Here is a 25,733-nt window from a genome sequence, read left to right on the forward strand (position 1 = left end):
CGCTCAACTGCCTCTCCAAAGAATCCTTTCTCAGCCTAAACTCAACCCCAAAAGCGCCATATGCGATTCCCCTGCCCACAAGGGGGAGAGGAAGGGAGCCAAGATCGGCGAGCTCACGGCTCAAACCACCTCGAACACGAACGTCTTCACCAGCGCCTCCGGATCGCCGATCGCATAGCAACGAAACCACGGGCTTTCTTCGACCGCTCGCCATTTGTTCGCCCGCGCCAGTTCGTCGAACACGGCCTGGAATCCGCCGCTTTCGAAAACCTGGTCGCGCACGGTGAAGATGGCGTGGCCGCCGCTTCCGGTGACGCGCACCAACTCATGCAGGCCCGATGCCGGCGCATGGCCGATGGTGAACACGCCGGTCGAGAAGAAGGCGCGGAAGTGTCCATCCGGCCAAGGCAGCGGACCGCCGAGCATCGCCTTCTTCAGCTCGCCATAGGCCGGCTTGCCATTGGCCTGGCGGCTGCCGGCGATCTTCAGCATGTCGTCGGAGAGGTCGAGCCCGGCGATGTCGCCATAGCCCAGAGCCTTGAGCGACGGCCCCGACAGGCCCGTGCCGCAGCCGGCGTCGAGCAGCGGACCTTCGCCCGCCGGCACGTGCCGCGCCACCCAGGCGGTGATCAGGAAAGGCAGGAGATAGCCGAGCGAGGCGGTCTCGCTGTCATAGGTCGCGGCCCAGTCGGCATAGGCCTTTGCGAGTCCTTGCGGCGAGTCGGCCGAATAGACGGAGTCCAGCGCCGCATTGGCCTTGTCGAAATTCATGGGACGTCTCCTCCGCCGGATGCACGTGACCAAGGTAGAGCAATTCCAGGAAAAGTGGGAACCGGTTTTCCGTCCGGAATTGCGTCAAAAACAAAGAGGTAGCGCCGACTTTGGCGCCCCCTATTGCTGATGCTGCCGGCGCAGCCGCTGTTCCAGCGCCCTAAGCGCCAGCGACAGGCCGACGGTCAGGATAAGGTAGATATAGGCAACGATCGAATAGGTCTCGAAGAAGCGGAAGGAGCCCGCGGCATAGACCTTGCCGATCTGGGTGATGTCGGCGACGCCGAGCACCGAGACCAGCGAGGAATCCTTGACCATGGCGACGAAATCGTTGCCGAGCGGCGGCAGGATCATGCGGATCGCCTGCGGGAACACGATCAGCCGGAAGCGCTGCGCCCGGCTTAGCCCAAGCGCCTTCGCGGCTTCGATCTGTCCCTTCTCGACCGACTGGATGCCGGCGCGGAACACTTCCGAGATGAAGGCCGAGTAGCCGATGGTCAAAGCCATGATGGCGCGCCAGAGCAGCGACACGTCGCGCACCAGCAGTTCGCCGATTAGGCCGGCGCTCTGCAGCGGCGCGGTCAACGCATTCCAGGCGGCGACGAAGGCCGGCGCGCCGGCAAAGGCGATCCAGAACAACAGCACCAGGATCGGCACGCCGCGGATGATCTCGACATAGAAGCGCGCGATCTGCCGCAGCCATTGCGACCCCGACAGCGCCATCAGGGCGATGCCGAGCCCCAGCGCGGAAGCTAAGGCGAAAGCGACCGCGGTGACGAAGATGGTGACGCCGATGCCCTTGGCGACGGTGGCGAAGACCTGCGCGTAGAGGTCGCTGGAGGCAATGGCGAGGGCGGCGGCCAAAGCAAGGGCAAGCGCGGCGGCCAGCCACCAGGGGAATTCGGATTTGGATGTGGATGGGGGTGGCATCAGTTCCCAACGCTGGTGAATAGATGCCTTCGCAGGAGCTGCCGGCCGTCGCGACAACAGGGCCTACTGCCCCATCTTGTAATCGAGGAACCACTTCTTGTTGAGCTTGTCGAACGTGCCGTCGGCCTTGAGCGCGGCGATCGCGGCATTGACCGGCTTCACCAGGTCCGAACCCTTCGGGAAGATGAAGCCGAAATCCTCGGTGCCGAGCGGGCCGCCGATCAGCTTCAGCTTGCCGTCGGAGGCATCGACATAGCCTTGGCCGGCGGTGCCGTCGGTGAGCACGACGTCGACGTCGCCCGTCTTCAGCGCCTGTACGGTCGCGCCGAACGTCTCGAACAGTTTGATGCGCGGGTTCTGCTCGTTGCCGTCGAGCACGCTGTAGACGGCGGTGTAGAAGGGCGTGGTGCCGGGCTGGGCGCCGATCAGCCCGTCCTTGAAGGCGCCGAAGGTCTTGGCGTCGGTGAAGCGGCTTTCATCGCCGCGCACCAGCATGAATTGCTCCGAGCGCATATAGGGGTCGGAGAAGTCGACCTTCTCCTTGCGGTCGTCCTTGATGGTGATGCCGGTCATGCCGATGTTGTACTGATTGTCGGAAACCGCCTGAATCATCGCGTCCCAGGAGGTGTTTTGGTACTCGACCTTGAAATTCAGCCGCTTGGCGATCTCGTCCATCGCGTCATATTCCCAGCCGATCTGCTTGCCGGTCTTCTTGTCGATGAACTGCAGTGGCGGATAGGCGTTTTCCGTCACCACCACGACCTTTTTGCCGCCGAGATCGGGCAAATTGTCGGCGAGCGCCGCGACAGGCGCGAGAAGGCAGGCCACCATGGCGGCCACCAGCAGTTTCGACTTGGTCATGACAAATCTCCGAGGGTGCAGGCCGCGCTGCAATCTCGCGGCCAGGAAAAAATCCGGTGCCGACTTTAGAGCACTTCCAGGAAAAGTGTGAAGCGGTTTTCCGTTCGGAATTGCGTAAAAACAAAGAGATAGAGCCGCACGCGCCTTGCAAGTCTGTTCACTCTGCCGCGGCGCGCCAATATGGATTCCAGTGCTCTTCAGCGATGGTTTCGGTGACGGCGGTTGCGGCGATCAGTCCTGATCGGCCGTGGCTTCGCGCAATCCGGCGACCAGTCGTGTCAGCGTGCCGTGCAGGGCTTTGAGTTCGGCTCGCTCCAGCGGCATGCCGCAGCTGAGCCCCTCCTGCACGTCCTTCATCTTCGCCCGCAGCGCTTCACCCTTGGCTGTCGGCTCGACCAGCACCCGGCGTTCGTCGGCGCTATCGCGCCGGCGGGTGACGAGGCCGCCGGCTTCCATCCGCTTGATCAGCGGCGTCAGCGTCGCCGAATCGAGGCCAAGTGCTGCGCCGAGCTCGCCGATCGTGCTCGGCGAATGCTGCCACAGCGCCAACATCGCCAGATATTGCGGATAGGTGAGGCCGAGCGGATCGAGCAGCGGCCGGTAAAGCTTGGTCATCAGCCCGCTTGCCGAATAGAGCGCGAAGCAAAGCTGCTGGTCGAGGCGCGGCACCTCGAGCGCCCCGGCGCCCTGCGACGGGGCTTGCTTGGTCATGGTTTCGGTTTTCGCCGTCATGCAGCCTTTGCCGAGAGCGCCACGTCGATATTGCCCCGGATGGCGTTGGAATAGGGGCAGATCTTGTGCGCTTCGGATACAAGCGCCTCTGCGCCCGCCTGATCAAGTCCCTTGATCTCGGCCGCCAGTGAAACGCCGAGGCGGAAGCCGCCCTGGTCGTTCGGATAGAGGCTCACCGTGGAGGTGACCGAAGCGTCCTCAAACGGCAGCTTCTGCTGGCGGGCGACGAAACGCACCGCGCTTTCGAAGCAGGCGGCATAGCCGACGGCGAAAAGCTGTTCGGGATTGGTGGCGCCACCCTTGCCGCCAAGTTCCTTCGGCATCGCCAGATCGACCTTGAGCAGGCCGTCGTTGGTCTCGCCGTGACCGTCGCGGCCGCCGGTGACATGAGCCTGGGTGCTGTAAAGTGCTGGCATTTTTGTCTCCATCTGATTTGTAAACGATTATTTAGTGTACAAGATAATTCGTCGTCAACGATGGCGAGGCAATTTTCCTGCGGCTGGCGATCACGGCTCGGTGAAAATGAAAAAGGCGGCCGTAGCCGCCTTTCCAAAACCTGTTTCGACGAAGCCTTATTCGGCGGAGGCGGCCTCGGCCGAAGCAGCCTCAGCGGCGGCCTTCTTCTCGGCGGCTTCCTTGGCGGCCGTCTCGGCGGCCAGCGCCTGGGCGGCCGCGACCTTCTCGGCCTCGATGCGGGCGCGCTCGGCGGCCAAAGCATCACGCTCTTCGTCGTTCAGCTTGCGGGCGCGCACGCCGGTGTTTTCCGAAATGCGGGCCGACTTGCCGCGACGGTCGCGCAGGTAATAGAGCTTGGCGCGGCGAACCTTGCCGCGGCGCACGATCTCGACGCCCTCGACCATCGGCGAGTAGACCGGGAAAACGCGCTCGACGCCTTCGCCGTAGGAAATCTTGCGGACGGTGAAATTCTCCTGGAAGCCCGAGCCGGCGCGGGCGATGACGACGCCCTCATAGGCCTGGACACGGGTGCGGGTGCCTTCGGTGACGCGCACCTGGACGCGCACGGTATCGCCCGGCTGGAATTCTGGCAGCTTGCGCTTGGCTTCGATCTTGGCGGCCTGTTCGGCCTCGAGCTGACGGATGAGATCCATCTCAAATATCCACTTCTTGTTCTTCCGACAGTCAGAGCGTCCAACGCTCGCCTTGCAGTTCCAATGACCGCTCGGCTATGCCCTTTGTCGAAACATCGGGCAGGGACGGCTACACCGTCATTTGTTGACGGGTCCGAAAGATCGTTCTTCCGGTTCGGGCGGGCACATACAGGCATTTTGCCGCTTTGTCACGCCCTAATGCATGTCGCCCGCAAGTGTGAGCGATTCAGGCACGGCCACATGCATCAAAAAGGACCTTGAGGCTTATTTTTTCCCCCATGGCCCCACATTACTGCGGCCGTGCCGGGTTGCGCGCGGCTTGTAAGCTTCCTAAAGCGGGGAAAATGACTTTTTTCGATGCTGCCTTGCTCTTTCTCTCGGGTTTTGTCTCCGGCGCGGTCAACGCCGTCGCGGGCGGCGGCACCTTCGTCACCTTCGGCGCCATGACGCTGGTCGGCGTGCCGCCGATCGTCGCCAATGCCACCTCCTCGGTGACGCAGTTTCCAGGCTACATCACCTCGACGCTCGCCTATCTCGACGACATCAGGCATTTCTGGCGCCAGGCGCTGCTGCTCTGCGTCATCTCCGCCTTCGGCGCGCTGGCCGGTTCGCTCATCCTGCTTGCGCTTTCCAACCCGTCCTTCCGCGCGCTGGTGCCCTGGCTGCTGATCGCCGCGACCGCGCTGTTCGCCGCCGGGCCATGGCTGAAACCGGCGCCCAAGCCCGGCGCCGAAGCCAGGGTCGGCTCTCTCGCCGGGTCGCTCGCCCAATTCGCGACCTCCGTCTATGGCGGCTTCTTCGGCGCCGGCATGGGCGTGATGATGCTGGCCACGCTCGGCCTGACCCAGGCCGGCGATTACCACCGGCTCAACGCGCTGAAGAACATGCTGGCCGTGGTCATCGCGGCCATCGCCATCCTGGTCTTCGTTTCGGGCGGCGTCGTCGCTTGGCCGCAGGCGATCGTCATGATCCCCGGCGGCGCGCTCGGCGGCTACGCCGGCGTCTGGATCGCCAAGCGCGTGCCGCAAGGCGTGGTGCGCGGCTTCGTCGTCGCCGTCGGCCTGTTTCTCGCCTTTTACTATTTCACCAAAGGCTGACCCGCTGCCAAGAGGTCCGGCCGACGCTCCCGTGTGAGCTTCTCGGCCTGGGCGCGCCGCCATTCGGCTATCTTCTTGTGGTTGCCGGAGATCAGCACGTCAGGGATCGGCCTGCCTTCGAATTCCTGCGGCCGCGTATAGTGCGGATGCTCGAGCAGGCCGTTCTCGAAACTTTCTTCGTCACCCGACACCGCATTGCCCATCACGCCGGGCAAAAGCCGCACCACGGCGTCGAGCAGCACGAGCGCCGCAGGCTCGCCGCCCGACAGGATGAAATCGCCGACCGACACCTCCTCCAGCCCCCGCGCCTCGATCAGCCGCTGGTCGACGCCTTCGAAGCGGCCGCACAGGATCACAGCGCCCGGACCGTCGGCCAATTCGCGCACGCGCGCCTGCGTCAGCGGTTTTCCGCGCGGGCTCATCAGCAGCCTTGGACGCTCATCGCCCGGCGGCGCGGCGTGGTCGACCGCCTTGGCCAGCACGTCGGCGCGCATCACCATGCCGGCGCCGCCGCCGGCCGGCGTGTCGTCGACCGTGCGGTGCCTGTCGGTGGCGAAATCGCGGATCTGGATCGCCTCGAGCGACCAGATGCCAGCCTCCAGCGCGCGGCCGGCCAGCGACAGGCCGAGCGCGCCCGGGAACATCTCCGGATAGAGCGTCAGCACCGAAGCGGCAAAGCTCAACGGTTGCCTCCGGCATCCTTCGGTCCGCGCGGCCGGCCTTTCGGGTCGAAGCCGGCATCCCTGGGCGCTTCGCCGTCTTCTTCGTCTTCAACCAGCCCCGCCGCCTGAGGGTTGACCTCCACGAATCCGTCGGCGATCGAAACATGTGGCACGGCGGCCTGCGTGAACGGGATCAGCACGCCCTTGCGGCCGGCAAGCGTGACGTCGAGGATGTCGCCGCCACCGAAATTATGCACGGCGACGACCTTGCCGATGACGCCCGTATCGTCCCTGACGTCGAGACCGATGAGATCGGCGTGATAGAACTCGTCCTCCTCGCCGTCGTCGGGCAGTACCGAGCGGTCGACGAAAAGCTCCGTACCGGCCAAAGCCTCGGCGGCGTTGCGGTCACCGATTCCCTTGAAGCGCACCACCACGACGGTGCCGGCCGGCCTGATATCATTGATCTGGAAGGCGCGGCCGTCCTTGGCATAAAGCGGACCGTAGTCGGCCAGCGCCAGCGGGTCCCCGGTGAAGGTCTTCACGCGCAATTCGCCCTTGATGCCGTGCGCGGCGCCGATAACGGCCATCTGTACGGGGTTTTCGAGCTTCGACATCGGCGGCGCTTCCTTTGCCCTGCTCTACCCCCCTGAGGCCATCATTTCAATGATCGCCTCTTCACCGCTTCCTAACCCGCATGCCCGAAACTGCCGCCATGCAGGAATTCCTCATCCCGGCCAAACCCGACCTCCAGGCGGCGCGCCAGACCTGGCTGAAGACGCTGGCGCATGAGCGCCGGCTGTCGCCGGAGACGGTCGAGGCCTATGAGCGCGACACCCGCCAGTTCCTGCATTTCTTGACCGAACATCGCGGCGGTTCTCCAGGCATCTCGGACATCGCCGACCTGCGCCCCGCCGATTTGCGCGGCTTCCTCGCCAAGCGCCGCAATGAAGGCGCTGGCGCGCGCACGCTGGGCCGCGGCCTTGCCGGCATCCGCTCACTGCTGCGCTTTCTCGAACGGCGCGGCCTGGTCAACGCCGCCGGCGCGGCCGCTCTGCGCGCGCCGCGCCAGCCGAAATCGCTGCCCAAGCCGCTGACGGCAAGCGACGCCAAACAAGTGGTGGCGACGGAAGGCCAGCTCGCGGACGAGCCATGGATCGCCGCCCGCAACGCCGCAGTGCTGACGCTGCTCTACGGTTCGGGCCTGCGCATCTCGGAAGCGCTCGGCCTGGCCGGCGCCGATCTCGCTTCGGAGGCGGACACGGTGCTGCGCGTCACCGGCAAGGGCGGCAAGACGCGGCTGGTGCCGGTGCTGCCGGTGGCGCTGCGGGCGGTTGCCGAATACCGCAGGCTTTGTCCCTATCATATCGATCCGAAGGGCCTGTTGTTTCGCGGCGCGCGGGGCGGGCCTTTGAACCCGGCCATCGTCCAGCGCGAGATGGCGAGGCTGCGCTCGGCGCTCAACCTGCCCGACACCGCGACGCCGCATGCCTTGCGGCATTCCTTCGCCACCCATCTGCTTGGCCGCGGCGGCGACCTGCGCACGATCCAGGAACTGCTCGGCCACGCCAGCCTGTCGACCACCCAGATCTATACCGCCGTCGACACGGCAAGGCTGCTGGATATCTACGAGAAGGCGCATCCAAGGGCCTGAAGCCGCTGGGGGATGGCGCGAAGCCCTCCGGACCTCGTCATTCCAGGGCGGAGCAAGGAGCGAAGCGATAAGCGTTGCGGCCAAAGCATTCTCTCCGAAAACCCGAGCGAACGTCAAAAGAGCTCACCGCACCAGAGACAATTTCAGTCTCCCAATTAACCGTTTTGCCGCTTTTCGGTGCTAAGACGCTTCCCATGAAACGCGTCATCGCCATCGCCGACCGCGCGGCTCTTGTCTCGTTGAAGCTGCTTGCGGCGCTCAACCTGCTGTTTTTCTTGTCTTTCCTCGTCGTTCTGCTGATCGCCGGCCGGGCGCATGCCGGAGCGCCCAATTGCGCCGGCACCGATCTTTTGACGGCGCTGGAAAAGAACGATCCCGCCGCCTTCAAGAAGGTCGAGACCGAGGCGGCGGCCGTTCCCAACGGCAAGGGCCTGCTTTGGAAGCTGGAGAAACCGGGCGAAAAGCCGTCCTATCTGTTCGGCACCATGCACATGACCGATACGCGCGTCACCATGCTGCCGGCGGCCGCGCAGAAGGCCTATGACGGCGCCGGCACCATCGTCATCGAGACCACCGACGCGCTCGACAAGGCCAAGATGATGGCCGCCATGGCCAGCGAACCCGGCTTGATGATGTTCACCGACAACACCACGCTGTCGTCGCTATTGTCGCCGCAGGATGCGGCGGCGCTGGACGAGGGGCTCGACGCGCGCGGCATTCCGCCGGCGACGGTCGCCAAGATGAAGCCGTGGATCCTGTCGGCGATGATGGCGTTGCCGGCCTGCGAGGTGGCGCGCCAGAGCGCCGGCGAACCCGTGCTGGACGTCAAGCTTGCCTCGGACGCCAAGGCTTCGGGAAAAGACATCGAAGGGCTCGAGACCGCCGTCGATCAGTTGCGCGCCATGGCCTCGCTGCCGCTCGAATTCCACATGAAGAGCCTGGTCGAGACGATGAAGCTCGGCGACAAGGTGAACGACGTCAACGAGACGATGATCGTGCTCTACCAGCGTGGCGAGGTCGGCATGTTCTGGCCGCTCTTCCGGGCCGTGCTGCCGGAGACGGCGGACGACAAGGCCGGCTATGCCGCCTTCGAGCAGACCATGATCACCAGCCGCAACAAGGTGATGGCGGCGCATGCCGGGCCGATTTTGGCCAAGGGCAACGTTTTCATGGCCGTCGGCGCCATGCATCTGCCCGGTCCGGAAGGACTGGTCGAGGATTTTCGAAAGGCAGGGTATAGTGTTACCGCCGTCAACTGAGTCGTCTGGCGGCTGGCGGACCTGAAAACGCCGGTTTTTCAGCGCTTTCCGTCCGTCCGCGTGAAACCCGATGCGGGCTCAGCGCGTTGATGGCTGTTATTTTGATGACTTTCATCCAAGGAGGACACGTTTCATGGCGAACCCTAACGACCCCTTCACCCCTTCGAGCACGCCTCCCAAGTCGGGTGGTGGCGGCAGCGGGTGGCTGATCGCCCTAGTTGTTATTATCCTGGCCATTGTTGCGTATTATGTCTTTGGCAGAAGCGGCGGCGAGCATGCACCGGCCCCGGCCGAGCCGCCGGCAGCCAGCACGCCGGCTCCTGCGCCTGCAACGCCTGCCCCAGCCCCTGAGCCGGCACCCGCTCCGGCCCCGGCGCCTGCCCCGGCTCCCGCGCCAGCTCCTGCACCCGCGCCGGCCCCTGCTCCGGCACCTGCACCGGCTCAGTAATCGGGCTACAGCTTGAAAAACGAACGGCCCGCCGAAAGGCGGGCCGTTTGGTTTTTGGCAACCACGCCTTCCTCAATACTCGGTCTTGACCCGCGTATGACGAAGCGTTTTCGGCGCCTAGCGCGATCAGATATGAATCGGCTTGAAGAAGGTAGCCAGCGCCGCTTCCTTCACCGCTTCCGACATCGTCGGATGCGCATGGCAGGTGCGGGCGAGATCCTCCGAGGAGCCGCCGAATTCCATCAGCACCGCCGCCTCGTGGATCATCTCGCCGGCGCCGAAGCCGACGATATGGACGCCGAGCACGCGGTCGCTCGTCTTGTCCGCAAGTATCTTCACGAAACCGTCGGTGTGCAGCATGGCTCGCGCGCGGCCGTTGGCGCTGAACGGGAATTTGCCGACCTTGTAGTCGATGCCGGCCTTCTTCAATTCCTCCTCGGTCTTGCCGACCGAGGCGATCTCCGGGCTGGTGTAGACGACGCTCGGGATGACGTCGTAATTCACATGGCCGGCCTGGCCGGCGATCGTCTCGGCCACCGCCACACCTTCATCCTCGGCCTTGTGCGCCAGCATCGGTCCGGCGATGACGTCGCCGATGGCATAGATGCCAGGCACATTGGTTCTGAGATGCCCGTCGGTCTTGACCCGGCCGCGCTCGTCGAGCTCGACGCCGGCTTCCTTCAATCCGAGACTGTCGGCATAGGGGCGCCGCCCGGTGGCGACCAGCACGACATCGGCCTCGATGGTTTCCGCCGCGCCGCCCTTGACCGGCTCGAAGGTGACGGTCGCGCCCTTCTTGGCCTTGGCCACGCCTGTGACCTTGGCGCCGAGCTTGAATTCGAAGCTTTGCTTGGAGAGCAGCCGCTGGAACTGTTTCGACACCTCGCCGTCCATGCCGCCGAGGATGGTGTCGAGGAACTCGACGACCGTGACCTTGGCGCCGAGTCTTGCCCAGACCGAGCCGAGCTCCAGCCCGATGACGCCGCCGCCGACCACCACGAGGCTGGCCGGCACCTTGGCCAGCGACAGCGCGCCGGTGGAGGAGACGATCACCTTCTCGTCGAAATCGACCTTGACGCCCGGAATGCCGGCGACGTCCGAACCGGTGGCGATCACGATGTTCTTGGTCTCGATCTCCTCGACCTTGCCGTCCTCGCCGGTCACCGAAACCTTGCTGGCCCCGACCACCTTGCCGGTGCCGCGGAAGGAATCGATCTTGTTCTTCTTGAACAGGAAGGCGACGCCGTTGACGTTGGAGGCGACCGTCGCGTCCTTGTGCGCCATCATCTTCTTCAGATTGAGCTTCGGCGCCGGTATCTCGACGCCCAGCGTATCGAAGGCGTGGCCGGCTTCGGCAAACATCTCGGAGGCGTAGAGCAGCGCCTTCGACGGGATGCAGCCGATGTTGAGGCAGGTGCCACCGAAGGTGGCGTTCTTCTCGACCACCGCCGTCTTCAGGCCGAGCTGCGCCGCCTTGATGGCGCAGACATAGCCGCCGGGCCCCGATCCGATGATAACGACGTCATAAGCCATGTCTTTTTCCTTGTCCTGGCACCGGAGCGGTCCGGATAGGAACCACTCCAGATTATTTCCTTGTACGCAATTCCGAACCGGAGAACCGCTACGCACTTTTCCTGGAATTGCTTTAGCGGCCGCCGCTCACATTGAGGATCGTGCCCGTTATATAGGAGGCCGCGTCCGACAGAAGATAGAGAACCGCGCTCGCGACTTCATCCGCCGTTCCCGCGCGTTTCATCGGCAGCGCGTCCTGCATCCGCGCCACGCGGTCTGGCTGGCCGCCCGAGGCGTGGATTTCGGTCTCGGTGATGCCGGGGCTGACCGCGTTGACGCGGATACCTTCGAGCACGACTTCCCGCGCGAGCCCGATGGTCATGGTGTCGATCGCGCCTTTCGAGGCGGCGTAGTCGACATATTCGCCGGGCGAGCCCAGCCGGGCGGCAGCGGAGGAGATGTTGACGATGGCGCCGCCCTTGCCGCCATGCCTCATCGACATGCGCTTCACCGCCTCGCGTGTGCACAGGAACGAGCCGACGACATTGATGCGCATCATGCGCTCCAGCCGCGCCATGCTCATCTCGTCGACCCGCGCCTTGACGTCGACGATGCCGGCATTGTTGACGAAAGCGTCGAGCCGGCCAAAGGCCTGGTCCACGGCTTCGAAGATTGCGATGACATCGGCCTCGTTGCCGACATCGCCCTTGACGGCGAAGGCTTCGCCGCCCGCTGCGCCGAGTTCGGCGACAAGCGCATCGGCCGCGGCCTGGTTGGAGACGAAGTTGAGGGCGACGCGATAGCCGGCCCCGATCGCCTGACGGCATATGGCCGCGCCGATGCCGCGGCTGCCGCCCGTGACCAGCAGTGTCTTCCTGTCCACGCTCATTCCTGGCAGCCTTTCAGCACGAAGATGTCCCACGGCACTTTGGAGAAGCCGGCGGGGCCATAAGCGGCCGACATTTCGAGCGACGGCCCGAGATCGGGAAAGATCAGGCTTTTCGGCGCATCGGCACCTTCGGGCGGCAGCAGGCCGATCGTGCCCTTCTCGTCGGCGCTGTAGACGACGCCTTCCCAGACCGTGCAGGCGGCAAGCTCCTCGCCGGTGACGTCGCCCGTCGGGCATTTGTACATCAGCGAGCCATGCGGCCGCGCGGCGCTGCCTTCGGTCCACATCGCGATGCCGTCGAGCACGACATTGTTGTCGAGGATCATGCGAAAGGCGTTGGTCATCGTCGCCGAGGTGCCGGCCGCGGTGAAGTCGATCTCGGCGCCGCTCTGCGCCTCGCCATAGACGGCGAGCTGGATCGGGCAGGCAGCCTGCGCGCCGGAATTCGCCGCCGTCAGGGCCAGCGATCCGGCCACAAATCCGATCATGGGCGCGGCGGCATTCGTCATCACTTGGCCTGGTCGCCTTCTCGGCCGTCGGCATTTTCCAACACGCCGAAATCGGTCATCAGGACCACCGGCTCGCCGCCCGCGTCCAGCCCCCAGAAAGACGGATAGAAGCCATCGCCCCAGCCGCTCCAGAACATCGCGACGTTGACCGGATTGCCGGCGTCCGGATGGTGCATGACGAACCGGTCCTGGTTGGGCGCGAACTCCGCCGCCAGCACATCGTCATAATAGTTCTGATCCGGCTTGAGCTTGTCCTGCGCCGCCGACATCAAGGCCATCGCGGCCTTGTCCATGAACGAGCCGATGCCGGCATCGACTGGATAGCCGAAGATCTCGTCGCCGTTCAGCGTCGAAACGTCCTGTCCCGGCAGAAGGGCAAGCTCCCAGCGCACGGGCACGCCGGAACGGAAGCGAAGGAATGCGGCGGCGACGCGGCCCTGCGCCTCGAACATCATGACCGGATAGCGCCCCGGCTTCACCTTGCGGGCCAGCGCCGGCCAGTCGTCGGTCGTGATCAGGGGATCGCAGGCGATGATCTCGCCTGTCGGCAGTTCCAGCTCGCCGATCGGCGTGACGGTGATCTTGCGCTCCGCCAATTGCGCATCGGAGAGCGCAAAGATGCCGAAATTGCTGCTCGCCGTCGCCGGATCCCAGTCGGCGGCGATTGCCGGCGATGGGATGGCGGCGGAGAAGCCAAGCAGGATAGTGCCGCACCGGAAAGTCCGCCGCATGCCGCGCACCGTCTGGCCGAGCCCGAACCCGAACCTTTCCAGCCGGCTGCTCACGGCACGACCGATCCGATCACAGATCGAGCACTAGCCGCTCGGGATCTTCCAGGCTTTCCTTGACGCGCACCAGGAAGGTCACCGCTTCCTTGCCGTCGACGATGCGGTGGTCGTAGGAGAGCGCCAGATACATCATCGGACGAATGACGATCTGGCCGCCGACCACCACAGGCCGGTCCTGGATCTTGTGCATGCCAAGAATGCCGGACTGCGGCGCGTTCAGGATCGGCGTCGACATCAGCGAGCCGTAAACGCCGCCGTTGGAGATGGTGAACGTGCCGCCCTGCATGTCGGCGACCGACAGCTTGCCGTCTCGCGCCGCCAGCCCAAGCCGGCCGATCTCCTTCTCGATCTCGGCAATGGACATCTGGTCGGCATCGCGCACCACCGGCACGACGAGCCCCTTCTCGGTGCCGACGGCGACGCCGACATGGGCAAAATTCTTGTAGATGATGTCGGTGCCGTCGATCTCGGCGTTGACCGCCGGGATTTCCTTCAGCGCATGCGTCACCGCCTTGGTGAAGAAGCCCATGAAGCCGAGCTTCACGCCATGCTTCTTCTCGAACACGTCCTTGTATTTGGCCCTGAGCGCCATCACCGCGCTCATGTCCACCTCGTTGAAGGTGGTGAGCATGGCGGCGGTCGACTGCGCCTCCTTCAGGCGACGCGCGATGGTCTGGCGCAGCTTGGTCATGCGCACGCGTTCCTCGCGCGGCGCATCCTCGGTCGAGGACTGCGCCCGGGCAACGACCGGCGCCGGAGCAGCCTTCGGGGTCTCGGCGGGCTGCGACGGCGCGCCCCTGGCGATGGCGTCGAGCACGTCGCCCTTCAGCACCTGGCCGCGCTTGCCGGAGCCGGACAATTGGTCGACCGAGAGATTGGCCTCCGCGATTAGCTTGGCGGCGGCAGGGGCCGGCGGCATGGTGCGCGGCTCGATCTGGCCGGCGTCGCCGGCGATCCTGGCGGTTTCGGCCGCGGCCTGCTTGCCGGTGGATGCGGCATCCGGGCTGGAGGCCTGGGCGACTGCCTGCGGCTTGGTCGCCGGGGCCGCGCCGCCCGCCGAAATAGAGCCGAGCAGCGCGCCGACATTGACCGTCTCGCCTTCCTTGACGGTGATCTCGGCCAGCGTTCCGGCGCCCGCGGCGGGCACTTCCACCGTCACCTTGTCGGTTTCGAGCTCGACCAGGGGCTCGTCGGCGGCGATCGCGTCGCCGACCTTCTTGAACCACTTGCCGACAGTCGCCTCGGTGACGGATTCGCCGAGGGCGGGGACGCGGATTTCGGTAGCCATGTGCCTGTCCGTTGTCTTCTTGAGGTCTGTTTAATCAGGTCTGCTTATTCACCAAGCGCCCTATTCGCCGAGAGCATCGTCGAGCAACGCGGCGAGCTGGCTGAGATGCTTCGACATCAACCCTGTCGCCGGCGAGGCCGAGGCCGGCCGGCCGGTGTAGCGCACCCGCTGATGCTTGGCGTCGATATGCGCCAGCACCCATTCGAGATAGGGATCGATGAACGACCAGGCGCCCATGTTCTTGGGCTCCTCCTGGCACCACACCATCTCGGCGTTGCGGAAGCGTGACAGCTCGGTGATCAGCGCCTTGGCCGGGAACGGATAGAGCTGTTCGACGCGCAAAAGGTAGATGTCGTTGATGCCGCGCTTCTCGCGCTCTTCGTAGAGGTCGTAATAGACCTTGCCCGAGCACAGCACGACACGGCGGATCTTGGAGTCCTTCACCAGCTTGATCGCCTGGTTGGGGAGCAGTTGCGCATCGTCCCACAACAGGCGGTGGAACGAACTTTCGCCCGACATTTCCGGCAGCGTCGACACCGCCCGCTTGTGGCGCAGCAGCGACTTCGGCGTCATCAGGATCAGCGGCTTGCGGAAGTCGCGCTTCAACTGCCGGCGCAGGATATGGAAATAGTTGGCCGGCGTGGTGACGTTGGCGACCTGCATGTTGTCTTCCGCGCAGAGCTGCAGGAAGCGCTCCAGGCGCGCCGACGAATGCTCCGGCCCCTGGCCTTCATAGCCATGCGGCAAGAGGCAGACCAGACCCGACATTCTCAGCCACTTGCGCTCGCCCGACGAGATGAACTGGTCGAACACGACCTGGGCCCCGTTGGCGAAGTCGCCGAACTGCGCTTCCCAGAGCGTCAGCGCCTTGGGCTCGGCCAGGCTGTAGCCATATTCGAAGCCTAGCACCGCCTCTTCCGACAGCATCGAGTTGATGACTTCGTAGCCGGCCTGCGCCGCCGACAGATTGTTGAGCGGGATGTAGCGGTTCTCGTCGCGCTGGTCGTAAAGCACCGAATGGCGCTGCGAGAAGGTGCCGCGCTCCGAATCCTGGCCGGAAAGCCGGATCGGATTGCCATCGAGCAGAATGGCGCCGAAGGCCAGCGCCTCGGCTGTCGACCAGTCGATGCCTTCGCCGGACTCGATCGCCTGGCGGCGGTTCTCGAGGAAGCGCAGGATGGTCTTGTGCGCCTCGAAATCCTTCGGCACCTCGGTCAGCTTCTTGCCGATCTCCTTCAGCGTGCGCACCGGCACGGCGGTCTTGCCGCGCCGCTGTTCGTCCTGGTTGTCGGCGGTACGCAGGCCCGACCAGGCGCCGTCCAGCCAGTCGGCCTTGTTGGGCTTGTAGTGCTGCCCGACTTCCCATTCGGCTTCCAGATGCGCGCGCCAGTCGGCCCGCATCTTGTCGACCTCGGCCTGGGTGACGTGGCCTTCGGCGATCAGCCTGTCGGCATAGACCTGCACCACGGTCTTATGGGTGCGGATGTTGCGGTACATGATCGGCTGGGTGAAGGCCGGCTCGTCGCCCTCATTGTGGCCGAAGCGGCGGTAGCAGAACATGTCCACCACCACCGGCTTGTGGAACTTCATGCGGAACTCGGTCGCGACCTTGGCGGCATGCACCACGGCTTCCGGATCGTCGCCGTTGACGTGGAAGATCGGCGCCTCGATCATCTTGGCCACATCCGACGGATAGGGCGAAGACCGCGAGAAGCGCGGATTGGTGGTGAAGCCGATCTGGTTGTTGATGATGAAATGCAGCGTGCCTGCGACGCGATGGCCGCGCAGGCCCGACAGGCCGAGAATTTCGGCGATCACGCCCTGGCCGGCAAAGGCGGCGTCGCCATGCAAAAGCAGCGGCATCACCTTGGCGCGCTCCGACAGCGGCACGACCTCGCCACGTTCGCGGCCGGCGAGCTGGTCCTGCTTGGCGCGCGCCTTGCCCATCACGACGGGGTCGACGATTTCCAGATGCGAGGGATTGGCCGTCAGCGACAGATGCACTTTGTTGCCGTCGAACTCGCGGTCCGACGAGGCGCCGAGATGGTACTTCACGTCGCCCGAGCCTTCGACCTCGTCGGGCGCGGCCGAGCCGCCCTTGAACTCGTGGAAGATGGCGCGGTGGGGCTTCGCCATCACTTGGGAAAGCACGTTGAGGCGGCCGCGATGCGCCATGCCGAGGACGATTTCCTTCAGGCCGAGCTGGCCGCCGCGCTTGACGATCTGCTCCAGCGCCGGGATCAGCGACTCGCTGCCGTCGAGGCCGAAACGCTTGGTGCCCTTGTACTTGACGTCGATATACTGCTCGAAGCCCTCGGCCTCTACCAGCTTCGACAGGATCGCCTTCTTGCCGGTGGCGGTGAAGGTGATCTCCTTGTCGGCGCCTTCGATGCGCGCCTGGATCCAGGCCTTCTCTTCCGGGTCGGAGATGTGCATGAACTCGACGCCGAGCGTCGAGCAATAGGTACGGGCCAGGATGTCCAGCATCTGCCGGACGGTGCCGAATTCGAGCCCCAGCACATTGTCGAGGAAGATCGGCCGGTCGTAGTCGGCTTCGGTGAAGCCGTAATTCTCCGGCGACAGCTCGTTGTAATCCTCGAGCGGCTTGGCGATGCCGAGCGGGTCGAGGTTGGCGTGCAGGTGGCCGCGCATGCGGTAGGCGCGGATCATCATGATGGCGCGCACGGAATCGCGCGTTGCCTGGTGCACGTCGGCGTCGGAAAGCACGGCGCCGTTGACGACCGCCTTTCCCTTCACCTTCTTTTCGATCGCTTTCTCGACCAGCCCCCAATTGCCGTCGAGCGCCGAGACCAGCTCGCCATTGGCCGTCAGCGGCCAGGACGGCTTCGCCCAGGAGGCGCCCTTGGCGTTCTTGCGGACATCGCCCGCGTCGTCCTTCAGCGCCGCGAAGAAGTCCTGCCACTCCGGATCGACGGAGGCGGGGTTGTCTTCATAGGCGGCGTAGAGCGCGTCGATATAATCGGCATTGCCGCCATAGAGGAACGAGGTGAGCGAGAATTGGTCGTTGGCCTGATCTTGTCTTGCCATTTTCGTCTGCGGAGCCTGGCTCCGTCTCCTTTCGAGGGGAATAGTGAGTAGTCAGTAGTGAGTGGAACGATGGAAATTCCCGCTCAGCTGCTACTCGCCCGTTCTTCCCTGTTCGCTGCTGCCTACTCACTACTGCCTTAACCCTTGATCGCCTCGACCAGCGTCGTGCCGAGCCGCGCAGGTGATGGCGAAACCTTGATGCCGGCCGATTCCATCGCCGCGATCTTGTCTTCCGCGCCGCCCTTGCCGCCGGAGATCACCGCGCCCGCGTGGCCCATGGTGCGGCCGGCCGGCGCGGTGCGCCCGGCGATGAAGCCCGCCATCGGTTTCTTGCGGCCGCGTTTGGCTTCGTCCTTGAGGAACTGCGCGGCGTCTTCCTCGGCCGAGCCGCCGATCTCGCCGATCATGATGATCGACTTGGTCTCGTCGTCGCCGAGGAACATCTCCAGCACGTCGATGAATTCGGTGCCTTTGACCGGGTCGCCGCCGATGCCCACCGCCGTGGTCTGGCCGAGGCCGACATTGGTGGTCTGGAAGACTGCCTCATAGGTAAGCGTTCCCGAGCGCGAAACAACGCCGACCGAGCCCTTGCGGAAGATGTTGCCGGGCATGATGCCGATCTTGCATTCGTCGGGCGTCAGCACGCCCGGGCAGTTCGGGCCGATCAGCCGCGAGGTGGAGCGGTCGAGCCGCGCCTTGACCTTGACCATGTCCATCACGGGGATGCCTTCGGTGATGCAAACGATCAGCGGGATCTCGGCCTCGATCGCCTCGATGATGGCTTCGCCCGCGCCCGCCGGCGGCACGTAGATGACGGAGGCGTTGGCGCCCGTCTTTGCCTTGCCCTCGGCCACCGTGGCGAAGATCGGCAGGCTCTCGCCCTTCGCGCCGGTCCAGGTCTCGCCACCCTTCTTGGGGTGGATGCCGCCCACCATCTTGGTGCCGTGATAGGCCAGCGCCTGCTCGGTGTGGAACGTGCCGGTCTTGCCGGTCAGGCCCTGCACCAGCACCTTTGTGTTCTTGTCGACGAGAATGGACATGGTGGCCCTTTTTCTAAAAACCGTTGGTCGTGGAAGACTGCGCGGTCATGGTCACAGCCGCTTGAGATCGGCGACGGTGAGGTCGCTCTTGGCATTGCCGGTGTTGAGCGTCGTCGCCGGCTCGAACATCAGCACGACAGGCTCCTTGCTGAGCGAGCGCGGCCGGTGTTCGGTGCCTTTCGGCACGACGATGAAATCGCCCTCGCCGAGTTCGATCGGCCCGTCGCGGAAATCGATCGCGATCCTGCCGCGCAGCACGAGGAAGGCCTCGTCTTCATGCTCATGCGCATGCCAGTCGAAGACCTCGCCGAACTTGGCGACCTTGGCTTGGGCATCGTTCACGTCACCGGCGATATGCGGATCGAAGACCTTGGTGATCTTCTGATCCGCCGCCTCGACCAGGTTTATCTTGCGCGGGGGCATCTGTTCAGCCCTTAACCGCCTTGACGATCTTCTTGGCCGCGTCGTCGAGGTCGTCGGCCGAGACGACGTTCAAGCCGCTGTCGTTGATGATCTTCTTGCCGAGCTCGGCATTGGTGCCCTCGAGCCGCACCACCAGCGGCACTTTCAGGCCGACTTCCTTGACCGCGGCGATCACGCCCTCGGCGATGACGTCGCACTTCATGATGCCGCCGAAGATGTTGATCAGGATGCCTTCGACGGCTGGGTCCTTGGTGATGATCTTGAACGCCGCCGTGACTTTTTCCTTGGAAGCGCCGCCGCCGACGTCGAGGAAGTTAGCCGGCTCAGCGCCATAAAGCTTGATGATGTCCATCGTCGCCATGGCGAGGCCGGCGCCGTTGACCATGCAACCGATATTGCCGTCGAGCGCGACATAGGCGAGGTCGTATTTCGACGCCTCGATCTCCTTCTCGTCCTCTTCGGTGGTGTCGCGCAGTTCCATCACGTCCGGGTGGCGGAACAGCGCGTTGTTGTCGAACGACACTTTCGCGTCGAGAACGCGCAGATGGCCGTCCTTCATGACGATCAGCGGATTGACCTCGAGCAGGCTCATATCCTTCTCGACGAAGGCCTTGTAGAGGATCGGGAACAGCGTGCCGCCGTCCTTGGCCGCGTCGCCGTCCAGCTTCAACGCGGCGTTGAGCTTCTTCACGTCGTCGGCGCTCACGCCCTTTTCCGGGTCGATGGCGACGGTGACGATTTTTTCGGGCGTGTCGTGCGCGACCGTCTCGATATCCATGCCGCCCTCGGTCGAGACGACGAAGGCGATGCGGCCGACGGAACGGTCGACAAGGATCGACAGATAGAGCTCGCGCTCGATGTCGGCGCCGTCCTCGATATAGAGGCGGTTGACCTGCTTGCCGGCCGGACCGGTCTGCTTGGTCACCAGCGTGTGGCCGAGCATCTCGTTGGCGTTGGCGACCACTTCGGCCGCCGACTTCGCCAGCCGCACGCCGCCCTTGGCGTCGGGGCCAAGCTCCTTGAACTTGCCCTTGCCGCGGCCGCCGGCATGGATCTGGCTCTTCACGACATAGAGCGGGCCGGGCAGCACTTGTGCGGCGGCCTCGGCCTCGCTCGCCTTGAACACCGGAACGCCGCTTGCGACCGGCGCGCCGAACGTCTTCAGCAGCGCCTTGGCCTGATACTCATGGATATTCATGCGCTTGGTCTCCGGGGAAGGACGTTTTACTTGCCGGCGAGATGCGGGGCGATCTTGGTGCAGGCCTCGGTCAGGCCCTGCACGGCCGCTACCGAGGAATCGAACATCTTCTGCTCGGCCTTGGACAGGTCGATCTCGATGACGCGCTCGACGCCGCCGGCGCCGATCACCACCGGCACGCCGACATAGGTGCCCTTGATACCGTACTGGCCCGAGAGGTGCGCCGCGCAGGGCAGCACGCGCTTCTTGTCCTTGAGGTAGGATTCGGCCATGGCGATCGCCGAGGCCGCCGGCGCGTAATAGGCCGAGCCGGTCTTGAGCAGGCCGACGATCTCGGCGCCGCCGTCGCGCGTGCGCTGCACGATCTGGTCGAGCTTCTCCTTCGAGGTCCAGCCCATCTTGACGAGGTCGGGCAGCGGGATGCCCGACACGGTCGAATAGCGGATCATCGGCACCATCGAGTCGCCATGGCCGCCGAGCACGAAGGCGGTGACGTCCTCGACCGAAACCTTGAATTCCTCGGCCAGGAAGTAGCGGAAGCGTGCGCTGTCGAGCACGCCTGCCATGCCGACGACATGGCTGGTCGGCAGGCCGGAGAACTTCTGCAGCGCCCAGACCATCGCGTCGAGCGGATTGGTGATGCAGATGACGAAAGCCTTCGGCGCATATTTCCTGAGACCGGCGCCGACCTGTTCCATGACCTTCAGGTTGATGCCGAGAAGGTCGTCGCGGCTCATGCCGGGCTTGCGCGGCACGCCGGCGGTGACGATGCACACATCCGCGCCTTCGATGCCGGCATAGTCGTTGACGCCGGTCAGCCTGGAGTCGAACCCGTCGACAGGAGAAGACTGCGCGATGTCGAGGCCCTTGCCCTGCGGAATGCCCTCGGCGATATCGAACAGCACCACGTCGCCGAGGTCCTTGAGGCCGATCATATGGGCGAGCGTGCCGCCGATCATGCCCGAGCCGATGAGCGCTATCTTGTTGCGTGCCATGTGAGGATGTTTTCCTTTGTCTGTGACGAAGTCGTGACGGGCCAGGGAAGCCGAAAGGATGCGGGAAACCGCGAGATTTGGCCGCACCGAATAACTCCGGCACGGAAGAAATTCAAACGATTATTTTGAGCCCAACATTTTCAATCGGTTAGATGCATCGGGAATTACGTAAACGTCAAAGTTTGTGGGCCGACTGAGGAGAACTTACACAATGAACGTCGAAATCAGAAGACTTCATCCCGGCGATGACGCCCTTGTGATGCTGGCGGCTGACGATGTGTTCGACGCGCCGGTGCGGCCCGACCGCCTCGCCGCCTATCTCGCCTCGCCCGGCCATTTCATGATCGTGGCCACAATTGACCAAACCGTCGTCGGCCAATGCGCCGCCGTCATCCACCGCCATCCCGACAAGGTAAGCGAGCTTTACATCGACGAGGTAGGCGTGGCGCCGCCGTTCCAACGGCAAGGCATCGCCCGAAAAATGCTCGACGCCATGTTCGAGATCGGCCACGAGCATGGCTGCGAGGAAGCCTGGGTCGGCACCGAGCCCGACAACGAGCCGGCGCGGGCGCTCTATGAAACGCGAAAGGAGCTGCATGGGAAGGCGGAGGATTTCGTGATGTATGTGTATCGGCTTTAAGGCTGCCGAGAGCGCTTGCCGTCCTGGCTACGCCTGTGCCTGTCTTGCCTCGGCGGTCGCCGCCTCGTCCTTCCGCCGCTCCGCCCACCCGTCCAGCCAGTCGCGGCTCTGCATCTCGACCAGGCGCGAGGCGGTGCGCTCGAATTCGAACACTTCCGTGCCGCGCTTGGCCGTATAGAGTCCTTGCGGAGGCGCCGCGGCGCTCATCACCAGCCGCATATGGTGGTCGTAGAGCGTGTCGATCAAAAGGATGAAGCGCTTGGCCTCGTTGCGCTTGCCTTCGCCAAGCACCGGCACGTGGTCGATGAACACGGTCGAGAAGCGGCCGGCGATCGCCAGATAATCGCGCGCGCCGAGCGGCTTTTCGCAAAGGTCGGCAAAGGAAAAGCGCGCGGCGTCGCCGGCGGCGCGCGGCACGACGAGGTGGCGGCCTTTGAGCGTCAACGTGACTTCGCCGGCCGGCTGGCCATACGTCATCGCCTTCCAGGCTTCGTCCAGCGCGAACTCGGCCGCGGCATCGTCCGGCGTGACATAGACCGGTTGGCGGTTGAGCTTTTCCTGCCGGTAGTCCTTCTCGGCATCGAGCGTCATCACATGGGCGTTGCGCTGGAGCAGCGAGATGAACGGCAGGAAGAGTTGGCGGTTCAGCCCATCGCGATAGAGGTTCTCCGGCGCCACGTTGGAGGTGGCGACCAGCACCACACCGCTGGCGAACAGCGCCGAGAACAGCCGCGACAGGATCATCGCGTCGGCGATGTCGGTCACGGAGAACTCGTCGAAGCACAGCACCCAGGCTTCGTCGGCCAGCGCACGGGCCACAGGCGGGATCGGGTCGTCTTCTCTGACCATGCCTTCCTTGCGCGCCTGCCGGTGCTTCTGGATCCGGTCCTGCACATCGGCCATGAAGTCGTTGAAATGCACGCGGCGCTTGCGCCGGACCGGCAGCAATTCGAAGAACATGTCCATCAGCATGGTCTTGCCGCGACCGACGCCGCCATGGATGTAGAGGCCCTTGACCGGCTCGCGCGGCTGCCGCTTGGCTGCAAACAGCCAGCCCAGCGCGCTCGATTTGTGCGCCAGCCTTTTTGCCGAGATCTCTTCGGTCAGCCGGTCGAGCGCCGCGACGACGCGCTCCTGCGCCGGGTCGCGCTCGACCGCGCCACTCTGGACAAGATGGTCATAGCGCTGCCTGACGGTCGCATGGGTCTGGATACCGTCGCGAAGATGCATGGGTCACGTCAGTTGGAGCAATTCCGGCTTTCCGCCCGGAATTGCGTGGAAGCAATAGTCGGTTTCGCTCACCTTGTAAGCGAGATCGGCTGCCCGCTGGAAGTCTGGCCGTCGAACTTTTCGCCGCCCGACGAATAGAGCCTGGCCAGCGTACCGCCGTTTTCGTCGTAAAGCGTCAGCTGCTTGCCGGCGACGTTCCACGACTTGATGCCGTCGATCGGAGCCGGGCAGTGCAGCGGACCGGCGCGGTAGCCGGCGCCGAACTTGGTCTGCGGCGTCGCCACCTTGCAGCTCTGCCCGGAGACATTGACGTTCCAGACGCCGGCGACGCTGGCCGCGGTGAGATCGGTGGCGCCGGCAGGCGCCGTGCCATCCGGCGGCAGCGAGGCGACCTGGGTGTTCTTCGGAGCGGTCGGGAATTGCGACGGATCGGTGGCGCCGGGGGAAGCCGGCGGCGGCAGCTGATTCTGCGTCACCGTGCCGGAGGGCGCCGGTGTCAGCGGCGCCGGCTGCTGGTCGTCCATCGACGAGAAGCGCGAGGTCGAGCAGCCGCTCGCAACCAGCGCGGCCAGCGATACGGCCACGAGGCCATTCTTCGAGAAGAAGTGGGGCCGCGAAAAGGGGCGGGTCATCGAAAAATTCATCAAAACCTCCGTCGGATCCGGCCGGGGGGAGCCATCCGCGTAATCTCTGCTTCACCAAGATGGCGAAGGTGGCAGAATTTCAACCTGATATGGTTAAAATAGGGTTTTCGAGCCAGCTGTTGCAAATTTATCGCAGCGGGGAGCCGAAGCCGGGAAAATGCCGGAACAGTCTCCTAAGCTGTTGAAATGGAGCATTAAATCCGAGCGCTCGGCACAAAGACATAACCGTCCGGGCCGACGATATAGCATTCGCGCAGGCCATGCGGCTTGTCGATCGAGCCGGCCAGTACGATGTGGCCGAGCGCCGCCGCCTTTTTCTCGACCGCATCCGGATCGGCGCCGTAAAGCCGCAGCTCTATGCCGGCCCCGCGTGTCTCGGCGCCCGCCGTGATACCGGTCATCGGATTGTCGAGATAGGAATGGTCGGCATGCAGCATGAAGATTGAGCCCAGAAGCCCGATCGCCGCAAAGTCCTCGTCGGCATAGATGATCCGGGCGCCAAGCACGTCGCGGCAGAAAGCCTCCATCGCCGTCATGTCGGTGACCAACAGGTTGACGCCGACCCCATGCGGCAGCGAGCGGCCGAAATCCTCGGCCTTCATCCACGGTGTCTTGGTTCGCTTCATTGCCATGGCGATCACCCCTGTCTCCCGATCCTAGACGAGCCGGGCTTGGGCCATTGGCATTCGCCGGCAAAATGCTTGCGCCAGGCAGGCGCGTCCTTATCTCTGGAAAACGACACAAGCGGGCGGGAGACAGGATGGCCGCGAGAACAGGAACCGCCAACCGCTACTACAGCGGGCCGCCCAGCGATCATTTCGACGGCGCCTTGTTCTTCAATCCCGGCGGCAAGCCGCCGGGGGCTTTACCGATCTCCTCAGATGGCAATTCGGCGGCGGGCGGGCGAAATGGCCGGCCGCCTTTCCGAGCCCCTATCCCCCGGCCAAGCCGGACGTACGGGTGGAAGGCAGCGCGTTGAGGCTCACCATGGTCGGCCATGCCTCGCTGCTCATCCAGACGGCGGGCTTGAACATCCTGACCGATCCGGTCTGGTCGGAGCGCGCCTCGCCTTTCGCCTTCGCCGGGCCGAAAAGGGTCAATGCGCCGGGAATTATCTTCGCCGACCTGCCGCCGATCGACCTGGTCCTGATCAGCCACAATCACTACGACCATCTCGACCTCGCCACGTTGAAGCGGCTGAAAGAGAGCCACGACCCGCTGGTGCTCGCGCCGCTCGGCAACGACGCCATCATCGGCCGCGCGGCGCCCGGCATGCGGCTCAGCGTGCATGATTGACAGGCTGAGCGTCGGCGCGGCCGCCATCCACATCGAGCCGGCACACCACTGGTCGGCGCGCGGCGGGCGCGACCGCCGCATGGCGCTGTGGGCGGGCTTCGTCATCGACACGGCGGCGGGCAATATCTATTTCGCCGGCGACACCGGTTTTCATGACGGCATCAATTACCGGCTGATGGCGCAAAAGCATGGCGGCTTCCGCCTCGCCATCCTGCCGATCGGCGCCTATGAGCCGCGCTGGTTCATGGCGCCGCAGCACCAGAACCCGGAGGAAGCCGTTCAGGGCATGAAGCTGTGCAATGCGGCTTACGTCGCCGGCTGCCATTGGGGCACATTCCATCTCACCGACGAGCCGATCGAGGAGCCTGCGCAAAAACTGGCCGAAGCGCTGCAGGCGCAGGACCTGCCGCCGGAGCGTTTCCGCGCCATGCGTCCCGGTGAGGTCTGGGATATACCGCGCGTCTGACAAGGAACCCAAACCGGCCAAAGGCGTTGATCCGGCGACGCAATTTCGCCGGAGCTTCCCATGATCAAGTGGATCATCATCCTTCTCATCATTGCCGCCGCCGCGAGCCTGCTCGGCATGCCGGCTTTGGCCGGCGCGGCCGCCACCGGCGCGCGCATCCTCATCGGCATCGTGCTGATCATCTTCCTGCTGATCGTGCTCGGCGTCTTCGCGGTAACTTAAGCGCGACCTGTTGGTCGTCGCG

Annotated in this window: 26 protein-coding genes and 1 pseudogene; 6 read left to right on the forward strand and 21 right to left on the reverse strand. The window is 64.5% G+C overall.

Annotation, left to right across the window (positions count from 1 at the left end; all coding sequences use genetic code 11):
• Positions 1-120: 120 nt before the first annotated feature.
• The 6 genes from FJ957_RS27465 to rplS form a co-directional block, all read right to left on the reverse strand.
• Positions 121-771: a methyltransferase domain-containing protein gene (locus FJ957_RS27465; protein ID WP_140835971.1), complete on the reverse strand. Its 651-nt coding sequence runs from the start codon at positions 769-771 to the stop codon at positions 121-123.
• A 120-nt stretch (positions 772-891) separates the two neighbouring features.
• Complete coding sequence (locus tag FJ957_RS27470; RefSeq protein ID WP_140835972.1) at positions 892-1,701, reverse strand: amino acid ABC transporter permease; 810 nt, start codon at positions 1,699-1,701, stop codon at positions 892-894.
• A gap of 63 nt (positions 1,702-1,764) precedes the next feature.
• Positions 1,765-2,562 carry a transporter substrate-binding domain-containing protein gene (locus FJ957_RS27475; protein WP_140835973.1) on the reverse strand — a complete coding sequence of 266 codons (798 nt, stop codon included), beginning with the start codon at positions 2,560-2,562 and terminating at the stop codon, positions 1,765-1,767.
• A 231-nt stretch (positions 2,563-2,793) separates the two neighbouring features.
• On the reverse strand, positions 2,794-3,273 hold the full coding sequence (locus tag FJ957_RS27480; protein WP_246685980.1) for a MarR family transcriptional regulator: 480 nt from the start codon (positions 3,271-3,273) through the stop codon (positions 2,794-2,796).
• A gap of 17 nt (positions 3,274-3,290) precedes the next feature.
• Positions 3,291-3,710 carry an organic hydroperoxide resistance protein gene (locus FJ957_RS27485; RefSeq protein WP_140835975.1) on the reverse strand — a complete coding sequence of 140 codons (420 nt, stop codon included), beginning with the start codon at positions 3,708-3,710 and terminating at the stop codon, positions 3,291-3,293.
• A 156-nt stretch (positions 3,711-3,866) separates the two neighbouring features.
• Positions 3,867-4,403 (reverse strand): 50S ribosomal protein L19, encoded by a 537-nt coding sequence (gene rplS / locus FJ957_RS27490; protein WP_140646029.1) that lies wholly within the window; start codon positions 4,401-4,403, stop codon positions 3,867-3,869.
• A 344-nt stretch (positions 4,404-4,747) separates the two neighbouring features.
• On the opposite strand from rplS, the gene FJ957_RS27495 reads away from it, so the two are divergent.
• Positions 4,748-5,500, forward strand: coding sequence for a sulfite exporter TauE/SafE family protein (locus tag FJ957_RS27495; RefSeq protein ID WP_140835976.1), 753 nt, complete (start codon positions 4,748-4,750; stop codon positions 5,498-5,500).
• On the opposite strand, the gene trmD is transcribed toward FJ957_RS27495, so the two are convergent.
• Together trmD and rimM are read right to left on the reverse strand one after the other, a co-directional pair.
• Positions 5,482-6,183 (reverse strand): tRNA (guanosine(37)-N1)-methyltransferase TrmD, encoded by a 702-nt coding sequence (gene trmD / locus FJ957_RS27500; RefSeq protein ID WP_140835977.1) that lies wholly within the window; start codon positions 6,181-6,183, stop codon positions 5,482-5,484. The two genes, FJ957_RS27495 and trmD, sit on opposite strands and share 19 nt — an antisense overlap.
• Positions 6,180-6,779 (reverse strand): ribosome maturation factor RimM, encoded by a 600-nt coding sequence (gene rimM, locus FJ957_RS27505; RefSeq protein WP_140835978.1) that lies wholly within the window; start codon positions 6,777-6,779, stop codon positions 6,180-6,182. Before rimM ends, trmD begins: the two co-directional genes overlap by 4 nt.
• Positions 6,780-6,877: 98 nt before the next feature.
• Between rimM and FJ957_RS27510 the strand changes: the two genes are divergently transcribed.
• Entirely contained in the window at positions 6,878-7,816 is a 939-nt protein-coding gene (locus tag FJ957_RS27510) for a tyrosine recombinase XerC (protein ID WP_140835979.1), read from the forward strand.
• A gap of 194 nt (positions 7,817-8,010) precedes the next feature.
• Positions 8,011-9,075: a TraB/GumN family protein gene (locus FJ957_RS27515; RefSeq protein WP_140835980.1), complete on the forward strand. Its 1,065-nt coding sequence runs from the start codon at positions 8,011-8,013 to the stop codon at positions 9,073-9,075.
• Positions 9,076-9,649: 574 nt separating this feature from the next.
• On the opposite strand, the gene lpdA is transcribed toward FJ957_RS27515, so the two are convergent.
• The 10 genes from lpdA to mdh form a co-directional block, all read right to left on the reverse strand.
• The gene (gene lpdA / locus FJ957_RS27525) at positions 9,650-11,056 is read right to left on the reverse strand and encodes a dihydrolipoyl dehydrogenase (RefSeq protein WP_140835981.1); all 1,407 of its coding nucleotides are present in this window, start codon (positions 11,054-11,056) and stop codon (positions 9,650-9,652) included.
• A gap of 112 nt (positions 11,057-11,168) precedes the next feature.
• Positions 11,169-11,924, reverse strand: a complete 756-nt coding sequence (locus tag FJ957_RS27530; RefSeq protein WP_140835982.1) for an SDR family oxidoreductase — start codon at positions 11,922-11,924, stop codon at positions 11,169-11,171.
• Complete coding sequence (locus tag FJ957_RS27535) at positions 11,921-12,412, reverse strand: hypothetical protein (protein ID WP_246685981.1); 492 nt, start codon at positions 12,410-12,412, stop codon at positions 11,921-11,923. Before FJ957_RS27535 ends, FJ957_RS27530 begins: the two co-directional genes overlap by 4 nt.
• A 20-nt stretch (positions 12,413-12,432) precedes the next feature.
• Positions 12,433-13,164, reverse strand: coding sequence for a DUF4241 domain-containing protein (locus FJ957_RS27540; protein ID WP_140836104.1), 732 nt, complete (start codon positions 13,162-13,164; stop codon positions 12,433-12,435).
• Between the two features lie 70 nt (positions 13,165-13,234).
• Positions 13,235-14,509 carry a 2-oxoglutarate dehydrogenase complex dihydrolipoyllysine-residue succinyltransferase gene (gene odhB, locus FJ957_RS27545; protein ID WP_140835984.1) on the reverse strand — a complete coding sequence of 425 codons (1,275 nt, stop codon included), beginning with the start codon at positions 14,507-14,509 and terminating at the stop codon, positions 13,235-13,237.
• A 60-nt stretch (positions 14,510-14,569) separates the two neighbouring features.
• Positions 14,570-17,557, reverse strand: coding sequence for a 2-oxoglutarate dehydrogenase E1 component (locus FJ957_RS27550; RefSeq protein ID WP_140835985.1), 2,988 nt, complete (start codon positions 17,555-17,557; stop codon positions 14,570-14,572).
• A 137-nt stretch (positions 17,558-17,694) separates the two neighbouring features.
• Positions 17,695-18,597 carry a succinate--CoA ligase subunit alpha gene (gene sucD / locus FJ957_RS27555; RefSeq protein WP_140835986.1) on the reverse strand — a complete coding sequence of 301 codons (903 nt, stop codon included), beginning with the start codon at positions 18,595-18,597 and terminating at the stop codon, positions 17,695-17,697.
• 51 nt (positions 18,598-18,648) lie between these two features.
• The gene (locus FJ957_RS27560) at positions 18,649-19,020 is read right to left on the reverse strand and encodes a cupin domain-containing protein (RefSeq protein ID WP_140835987.1); all 372 of its coding nucleotides are present in this window, start codon (positions 19,018-19,020) and stop codon (positions 18,649-18,651) included.
• Between the two features lie 4 nt (positions 19,021-19,024).
• Positions 19,025-20,218 (reverse strand): ADP-forming succinate--CoA ligase subunit beta, encoded by a 1,194-nt coding sequence (gene sucC, locus FJ957_RS27565; RefSeq protein WP_140835988.1) that lies wholly within the window; start codon positions 20,216-20,218, stop codon positions 19,025-19,027.
• A 26-nt stretch (positions 20,219-20,244) separates the two neighbouring features.
• Positions 20,245-21,213 (reverse strand): malate dehydrogenase, encoded by a 969-nt coding sequence (gene mdh / locus FJ957_RS27570; protein WP_140835989.1) that lies wholly within the window; start codon positions 21,211-21,213, stop codon positions 20,245-20,247.
• 211 nt (positions 21,214-21,424) lie between these two features.
• On the opposite strand from mdh, the gene FJ957_RS27575 reads away from it, so the two are divergent.
• Entirely contained in the window at positions 21,425-21,853 is a 429-nt protein-coding gene (locus tag FJ957_RS27575; protein ID WP_140835990.1) for a GNAT family N-acetyltransferase, read from the forward strand.
• Between the two features lie 27 nt (positions 21,854-21,880).
• Here the strand turns inward: FJ957_RS27575 and zapE are convergent, their stop codons facing one another.
• The 3 genes from zapE to FJ957_RS27590 form a co-directional block, all read right to left on the reverse strand.
• Positions 21,881-23,083, reverse strand: coding sequence for a cell division protein ZapE (gene zapE / locus FJ957_RS27580; protein ID WP_140835991.1), 1,203 nt, complete (start codon positions 23,081-23,083; stop codon positions 21,881-21,883).
• Positions 23,084-23,151: 68 nt separating this feature from the next.
• Positions 23,152-23,727: a protease inhibitor Inh/omp19 family protein gene (locus FJ957_RS27585; protein WP_246685982.1), complete on the reverse strand. Its 576-nt coding sequence runs from the start codon at positions 23,725-23,727 to the stop codon at positions 23,152-23,154.
• A 194-nt stretch (positions 23,728-23,921) separates the two neighbouring features.
• Positions 23,922-24,359: a VOC family protein gene (locus tag FJ957_RS27590; RefSeq protein WP_140835992.1), complete on the reverse strand. Its 438-nt coding sequence runs from the start codon at positions 24,357-24,359 to the stop codon at positions 23,922-23,924.
• Positions 24,360-24,487: 128 nt separating this feature from the next.
• Between FJ957_RS27590 and FJ957_RS27595 the strand changes: the two are divergent.
• A pseudogene (locus FJ957_RS27595) lies at positions 24,488-25,489 on the forward strand (MBL fold metallo-hydrolase).
• Positions 25,490-25,549: 60 nt separating this feature from the next.
• Positions 25,550-25,711: a DUF1328 family protein gene (locus FJ957_RS27600; protein ID WP_040987840.1), complete on the forward strand. Its 162-nt coding sequence runs from the start codon at positions 25,550-25,552 to the stop codon at positions 25,709-25,711.
• Positions 25,712-25,733 lie beyond the last annotated feature (22 nt).

Origin of the sequence: Mesorhizobium sp. B2-4-6 (genome assembly GCF_006442775.1) — a bacterium.
In the GTDB taxonomy this organism is placed as follows: Bacteria; Pseudomonadota; Alphaproteobacteria; order Rhizobiales; family Rhizobiaceae; genus Mesorhizobium.